Genomic DNA, 6,886 nt, shown 5'->3' on the forward strand with positions numbered 1-6,886 from the left:
GTTGGGTATGGGTCATAAAATTGATGCAGCTGCTTTTTCCACTCCTGGTATTCATTCGATTGTCTGAAGCCAACTGTGTGGTCTTCTAATGTTTCCCATTGAACAAGCAATAAATATTTCCCCTTTCCTTCCATGCAACGCTGTAATTCGTGTGAGATGTAGCCATTCATAGAAGAAATAATTTCTGATGCCTTACGAAATGCCGATTCATATTCTGCCTCCATTCCTTCCTTAACTTGTAACATTACAGCTTCTAGTATCATATAATGCTCCCTCTTTTCTCTAAATTTAATTAACAAAATCACTATGATTAGTACATTCAGTAGATGCACCCCTCAAAAATTATTGTTAGTTAAACAATTCTACATATTTTGCCAATTTCCTTGTTAATTCCTTGAGCCACCATTCATCCATAAAAAAAACTACCAAACTGGTAGCAAAATTCACCTATTACTTATTATTAATCTATAAACAGAACCAATTTATTTATTTTTTATTTAATACATCTAAATGAAGAGGATAGGTGCTATATGCAACTATTTTATTTTTGTACCTTTTTACAATGTCTACATGATCTTGATAACTATTTAAGAACAATTTTATATCCTTATTGCCTTTTTTCGTGTTAATAACAAGAGAATACTCCGCATTTTTTGAGCTAAGGTACGTTTCTTCACTTCCTGGATAAAGACTATATTTTTCTCTTACGATAGCTTCGTTAAATATTTTTATAATAGCGTTTTTATTCTCCCCATCTACTTTCATTTCGTTGTAGATAATTTCCGTTTCCAATTCATTAAGTCTCAAATGCAGCCTATATTTATCCAATAGCCAATCTACCACTCCAGTAGGCAAACACGTCATTAATACTTTTATTATACAAAATAAGGTTAATGCTATGATAGAAATCCATGTCATTAAAATTCACTCCATTAATTAATAAATTCATATTTTTACATTACTAATAGTACTAAATATTTCAGGAACTTAAACCATCCAATTCAGTGTTATATTGACCATCCAATTTTATTCATCTTGATTAAGGAAGTTTTCGTAATGATTATTGCAATAAGTAAACACCCTTGATTAAAACGCAAAAAAACTATGCAAGCTAGCTCGCATAGTTTTTCCTATCTTCACCTAAGACAAGACTTTAGTGCTTCTGCGAATCGTTTTATGCCTTCATCGATATTACTTTCTTTTTCTTTCGCATAAGTAAAACGAACATAGTTCGGTTTTGAACCCATAGTAGAACCTGGTGCATATATAACCCCTTTTTTTAAAGACTCCTCCAATAAACGGCTTTCGTCTACTTCTTTCTTTATTTTACACCATAAATGAATCCCGCCATTTGGAATGAAAAATTCAACTTCACCATGTAAATAAGTATCTAAGCTCTCGATAATTTGATTTCTTCTACTTTCAAGTTGTTTAACTAAATTAATTAAATGAGATGCAAAGGAAGGTGATTCTAAGAAATCGTTTGCTACCCATTGGGAGTAACTCGAATGTCCGAAATCAATCTGCTGCTTAGCGTCGGATAATCTTTCTATTACTGGTTTGGGTCCAATTATCCAGCCAATTCGCAGACCAGAAGCAACAATTTTAGTGAGAGAGCTAATATATAAAACATTGCCATTTTGATCCATCGATTTCAGCGGAAACACAGGTTTTCCGGTAAAAGAGGTTAAACTATATGGATCGTCCTCTACAACTGGAATGCCATATTGGGAAGAAATCTCTAAAATCTCCCTCCTCCTTTTTTGGCTAAGGGATACGCCAGTCGGATTTTGAAAGGCTGGGTTTAGAAATATCATTCTAATCCGGTGTTTTCTATGTAACGAGATTATATCTTCTGCTATTATGCCGTTTTCGTCTGCTGTCAAAAAATAGGCTTTAACTCCTGCTGATTCAAATAATGGAAGACTATAATGATAAGAAGGATCCTCAATCGCTACCGCATCCCCTGGTTTAAGCAAACATTGAATGACCAAATGTAAAGCTTGTTGGGCTCCAGACGTAATTAATATTGAAGATGGGTTGGTATACAAATCCCGATATTGCTTCATATGATTTACGATGGTCTTTCTTAGCACCTCGCTTCCTTGGGGATGATCATATCCTAATGATCCAATATAGGATCGGTCAGAAGTGATTTCTCGTAGCGATTTTAAAGGAAAAAGATCCTCTGAAAGCTCCCCACTAGCTAAATTGATCAAACGATGTTCCACCATCTCTTTTCGTATCCGTTGCATAACAGGTACATTAGGCAGAAAAGATCCAGCTTCAATATAGCGATTCCAGCTAGGCACACGCTTTTTGGTTATTCCCCATATATCCTTGCTGATTGTTGTTCCGCTACCGCGTCTTCTTTCAATTAATCCATTTGACTCTAACTCATCATATGCCGCAACAACTGTACTTCTATTTAACTCTAGCAACTTTGCTAAATTTCTTTCAGATGGCAGTGGCTTGTCTAAAGGAAAGGTTCCATCTGCGATTCCATTTTCAATAAACTCCGCTAATTGCTTATAGATTGCTTTTTTTATTTGTCGATCAGGTTTCCACTCCATTGTTTCCACTCTTCTTTACCTAAATTTTCCTCCAAGGAGAGGAAAGCTTTTTATGTTTAAAATTATAGCTTAATCTCATTCTATTAAACAGTCTTCGGAATTTGATAAAAGCTATGTTCTAAAAGATTGTTGTTTTTTCAATAGGAAAAATAAATTATTTAGAATTACTGTGCAGCCTGAATACCTATACTCCAGTAGAATTAGCAAGACAGGTAAGACCTCGCCAGGCAAAATTCAAAGTTGTCCCCCCTGTAAAGGGTAACCATTCTACAGTTATAGCAACAAACTTTACGAAAACATCCTAAAAGAAAAAGCTCATTCCCTAGAAATGATAATCATTTCTTAAGCAATGAACTTTTGTAAATGTATTATTTTTTTCTAATAAAAGTCAATACAATCGCAATAACCGATAAAACAATCGCGATAATTGATAGAATTGTATTTACGTTTGTACCTTCATGTGAATGCTCGGTATCTTCGTCGGTAGCATGATGATCATCTGTTGTGTCATCTGTTGCTTCATCCGTTCCGTGGCTATGTCCATGACTATCCACAGATACATCTGTTTTTGCAATACTTGTAATAGAATGAGGTAGTTCCGCATCACTGTCCCCTGTCCACTCTACAATACTGCCATCTGCATAGTATTGGTATGCATCCCACACAATATCGCCAGCCTCTTTCGGATTTTGTGCTCTGAAGGTAAAATCGCGATATTCGCCAGCTTTAATTGCTGTTTCTTCCGATTCTGCTTCCCAAGTTACAGTTACAACTTTATCATTATCATCAGTTGTTGTAGTTATCTTCCAACCATCGACTGGCTCATACATTTTGTACTCTACATTTTCTGGTATTTTAATTGTCACCTTTGTTGTGGCAATATCTTTTTCAACTGGAATTCTTACTTCATATGTTTCCCAAGCTTCTGTAGTCGATTGAGTTGGATTTACTGTCACATGGGCACTAACTGGTAATGCAATGAAAAAGACAGCTGCAAATGCAACTAGTACAGATAATAATTTCTTGTTATGTATCATTTTTACGTCTCCTTTACCTTTTTACTGATTCCATAAAGAGAGGTTAACACTATCACTTATGTGTTAACCTCCTTCATCATAACAAATCAAAGAACTTCATTCAAAGAAAAAACAGCATTGTTTGTGTCTATTCTGTGAACGTTTTATGACAAATGTATTTTTAACAAGCTATGTCCTATTTTAGCCAAAATGATTCCTCTTTAATCTGCTACATTGCCTCAGGAGCGGAAATGCCTAGCAATCTTAATCCTTCTTTTAAAACAAGTGTAACAGCATACACCAATGAAAGTCTCGCTTGTTTCTCATCATTCTCTTCTAAAATTTGAATATATGCGTAATATTTATTAAATACTTTCGCTAAGTCTATAACATACTTTGCGATTTCGGAAGGATCATAATTCATAATCGCTTTTTCCACACTAGTTGGGAAATCCATTAATATCTTCACAATTGGAAAACTTACATGATCCCACTGTAATGCATCAATGTTAGCTGGATTAGTAAACTGTCCTTTCTTTAATAAGGAACAAGCTCTAGCATGAGTATATTGGATATAAGGTCCTGTTTCTCCTTCAAACTTAAGCATATCTTCTATGGAAAATTCTATATCGGTTAAACGATAATGCTTTAAATCGTGAAAAATAATCGCTCCTGTTCCTACTTGCTTTGCTACTTCTTCTTTACTTTCAAGAGAAGGATTTTTTTCTTCGATATTTTTCTCTGCCAATTCAATTGCTGCTTCAAGGACTTTTTCCAAGAGTACAATTTTTCCTTTTCTCGTTGACATCTTCTTGCCGTCTTTGAGCATCATTCCAAATGGAATATGAGCCATTCCTTTTGCCCAATCATAGCCCATTTTCTCTAACACTTGGAATAACTGCTTAAAATGGAGGGTTTGTTCATTTCCTACAACATATAAACTTTCGGCAAAATGATAGTTTTCCTGACGATAAATCGCAGCGGCTAAATCCCGTGTAGCATATAGGGTTGCCCCGTCGCTTTTTTTTATTAAGCATGGTGGAAAGCCTTCAAGCTCCACTACTTGCGCGCCTTCTGATTCTACTAAAAGCTGTTTTTCCTTTAATATGTCGACAACTGCTTCCATCTTGTCGTTGAAAAACGCTTCGCCATCATTTGAATCAAATGAAATTCCTAGAAGTTGGTAAATTTTATTAAACTCTTCTAAAGATTCCGTTCGAAACCATTTCCAAAGTTTAGTAGCTTCTTCATTCCCCTGTTCCAAATAGTTAAACCATTTTCTTCCTTCCTCATTCAGGGAGGGATCTTCTTCTGCTTTTTCATGGAACAGGACATATAGCTTTAGTAATTCTTTAATGGGATTTTTTTTAACTTCCTCTTCCTTTCCCCATCGTTTATAGGCCACAATTAATTTACCAAACTGTGTGCCCCAATCACCAAGATGATTAATACGTATTGGTGTATAGCCATTTTTTTCAGCAATATGGCCGATTGCATTTCCGATAACCGTGGAACGTAAATGCCCCATTGAAAACGGCTTGGCAATATTAGGAGAGGACAAATCAATCGTCATTACTCCTTTATCCTGTGGAAAATCTCCATAATGCTCTTTCTGTTCGAGAATTTCTTGAATTACTTTAGAGGCAACCAATTTCTTATTTAAGAAAATATTGACATAGCCGCCTACTACTTCTACATGGTCAATTAGCGGAGAGTCTATCTTTTTACCAAGGTCCTCTGCAATAAGCTGTGGTGCTTTCTGCATTGTTTTTGCAAGGGTAAAGCACGGAAAAGCCAAATCTCCTAAATGAGCAAATTTCGGATTTTCTAACAATTGTTCAATCGTTTCTTTCGGTAAATCCAACGATGTTTCTAATAAGATAGTGATTTCCTGTTTAATGTTCATCTATATTCTCCTTTTCAATAGAAAATAAAAAAGCTCCCACCTCTTCGAAACGAAGAGGCGAGAGCTCAAAATTCCCGCGGTACCACTCTAATTGTTATATACATAACCACTTAAATCAGTTAACGGCCTGTAACCGATCATTCCTACTTTTATTCAGAACGATATCTCCAAAGTGCGCTTCACTATTTGCTCAACCATTAGGCTTCCACCATCCCTAACTCGCTATCGCTTTACAATTAGCTACTCTCTTTTTCTACGATTTTCCATATTTTTTCTTATTATACACACACTTGTCGGAAGAATCCAATACTTTTTTCGTTTGATGAAAAAATAGGCAAGCGCCATTCTTTTCCATCTACATATAGTATTGATGGAGGTGAAAAAATAATGCATTCTACAAATAGAGCTTACGGAGGACATATAGGTGCTGTTGGTCCTGTTGGAGTTGGTGGTTTTGCCGGTGTCGGTCATGGAGCAGTTGGAGTCGGAGCTATTCCTCTTGGTGCAGTTACGCCAACAGCTGGCTTTACTGCTGGTAACCCACTGATTATAACTCCTTTCCATCATGTTCCAACAACGCACCAACAGCATTGGAATTATGGTCATACTTTCCCATCTTACGCTCAACCATATGGCTATAATCCGGCTTATTCTACTTATGGAAATTACCCATTTTATTGAAAAATAAAAATAGCAACAACTAGATTCCCTTTATTATTTTTAGGAGTCTGGTTGTTGCCATTCCTTGCTATTATTCTTCTACGACGTTAATTTTTTTATTTTTTCTCCAACTTAAGAAGGTTACAACTAATCCACCAAGGGAAAGAACAATTCCCGCAATATAGCCTACGAAACTTGCTGTGCTTTCATTGTTGCCCGTTGGAGCGCCGCCTCTTCCTTCCATTCCATTAAATGGTGCCATGCCATTTTGGCCATCTGCTGAAAAACTATTATTTTCTGTTGTATTGCTATTTGTATTTGTATCTGTATTTGAGTTTGTGTTTGTGTTTGTAGAGTCAGTAGCGTCAGTTGGAGGTTGTCCCATCATCATACCCATTCTTTCGGAAGGATCCTCTCTATTTATATATGTTACAACTCCTATTGTAGATTGAACCAATAAAAATAACATCGCAAGGATACATATCCAATTTTGTATTTTCTTCACTTTCATCTCTCCTATCTGTAATGTAGCTTCATTATGCTAGAGTCAACTTAATTTTTTCTTAAGATTTTTGATAGATAGAGAGAAATGAAGACTTTTTCTTTGTTTGTCTGAAGAATGGGGTTCGTCTTGCTTATGAACGCTATTTTTTCTTGTTTTCCATGAAAAGTGGTTTTCATCTCGCTTATGAACACCTCTTTTTCTTGCTTCCTGATGAAAAATGGGGTTC

At 35.8% G+C, this 6,886-nt stretch carries 8 protein-coding genes and 1 other annotated feature; of the genes, 1 reads left to right on the plus strand and 7 read right to left on the minus strand.

Annotation, left to right across the window (positions count from 1 at the left end; genetic code table 11):
• The 5 genes from RTL21_RS19315 to argS form a co-directional block, all read right to left on the minus strand.
• Nucleotides 1-263 (minus strand): antibiotic biosynthesis monooxygenase family protein (locus RTL21_RS19315; protein WP_312098264.1); only part of this gene is annotated, 263 nt, incomplete at its 3' end.
• A 223-nt stretch (nt 264-486) separates the two neighbouring features.
• Complete coding sequence (locus RTL21_RS19320; RefSeq protein WP_312098266.1) at nt 487-918, minus strand: YfmQ family protein; 432 nt, start codon at nt 916-918, stop codon at nt 487-489.
• Between the two features lie 218 nt (nt 919-1,136).
• Nucleotides 1,137-2,573 (minus strand): MocR-like pyridoxine biosynthesis transcription factor PdxR, encoded by a 1,437-nt coding sequence (gene pdxR, locus RTL21_RS19325; RefSeq protein ID WP_312098267.1) that lies wholly within the window; start codon nt 2,571-2,573, stop codon nt 1,137-1,139.
• 368 nt (nt 2,574-2,941) lie between these two features.
• Nucleotides 2,942-3,610 (minus strand): YcnI family copper-binding membrane protein, encoded by a 669-nt coding sequence (locus tag RTL21_RS19330; RefSeq protein ID WP_312098269.1) that lies wholly within the window; start codon nt 3,608-3,610, stop codon nt 2,942-2,944.
• 208 nt (nt 3,611-3,818) lie between these two features.
• Entirely contained in the window at nt 3,819-5,495 is a 1,677-nt protein-coding gene (gene argS, locus RTL21_RS19335; protein WP_312098270.1) for an arginine--tRNA ligase, read from the minus strand.
• 50 nt (nt 5,496-5,545) lie between these two features.
• Nucleotides 5,546-5,760, minus strand: a binding site (T-box leader).
• Between the two features lie 122 nt (nt 5,761-5,882).
• Between argS and RTL21_RS19340 the strand changes: the two genes are divergently transcribed.
• Nucleotides 5,883-6,176 (plus strand): hypothetical protein, encoded by a 294-nt coding sequence (locus RTL21_RS19340; protein WP_312098271.1) that lies wholly within the window; start codon nt 5,883-5,885, stop codon nt 6,174-6,176.
• A 70-nt stretch (nt 6,177-6,246) separates the two neighbouring features.
• On the opposite strand, the gene RTL21_RS19345 is transcribed toward RTL21_RS19340, so the two are convergent.
• Together RTL21_RS19345 and RTL21_RS19350 are read right to left on the minus strand one after the other, a co-directional pair.
• On the minus strand, nt 6,247-6,660 hold the full coding sequence (locus RTL21_RS19345; RefSeq protein ID WP_312098272.1) for a hypothetical protein: 414 nt from the start codon (nt 6,658-6,660) through the stop codon (nt 6,247-6,249).
• A 42-nt stretch (nt 6,661-6,702) separates the two neighbouring features.
• On the minus strand, nt 6,703-6,886 hold a 184-nt coding region (locus RTL21_RS19350), incomplete at its 5' end, for a hypothetical protein (protein ID WP_312098274.1).

Source organism: Niallia sp., from assembly GCF_031978665.1.
Lineage (GTDB): Bacteria > Bacillota > Bacilli > Bacillales > Cytobacillaceae > Niallia.

Coding starts and splice junctions, on each gene's coding strand:
- RTL21_RS19320 (WP_312098266.1), bottom strand. CDS start 918: ATGACATGGATTTCTATCATAGCATTAACCTTATTTTGTATAATAAAA.
- pdxR (WP_312098267.1), bottom strand. CDS start 2,573: ATGGAGTGGAAACCTGATCGACAAATAAAAAAAGCAATCTATAAGCAA.
- RTL21_RS19330 (WP_312098269.1), bottom strand. CDS start 3,610: ATGATACATAACAAGAAATTATTATCTGTACTAGTTGCATTTGCAGCT.
- argS (WP_312098270.1), bottom strand. CDS start 5,495: ATGAACATTAAACAGGAAATCACTATCTTATTAGAAACATCGTTGGAT.
- RTL21_RS19340 (WP_312098271.1), top strand. CDS start 5,883: ATGCATTCTACAAATAGAGCTTACGGAGGACATATAGGTGCTGTTGGT.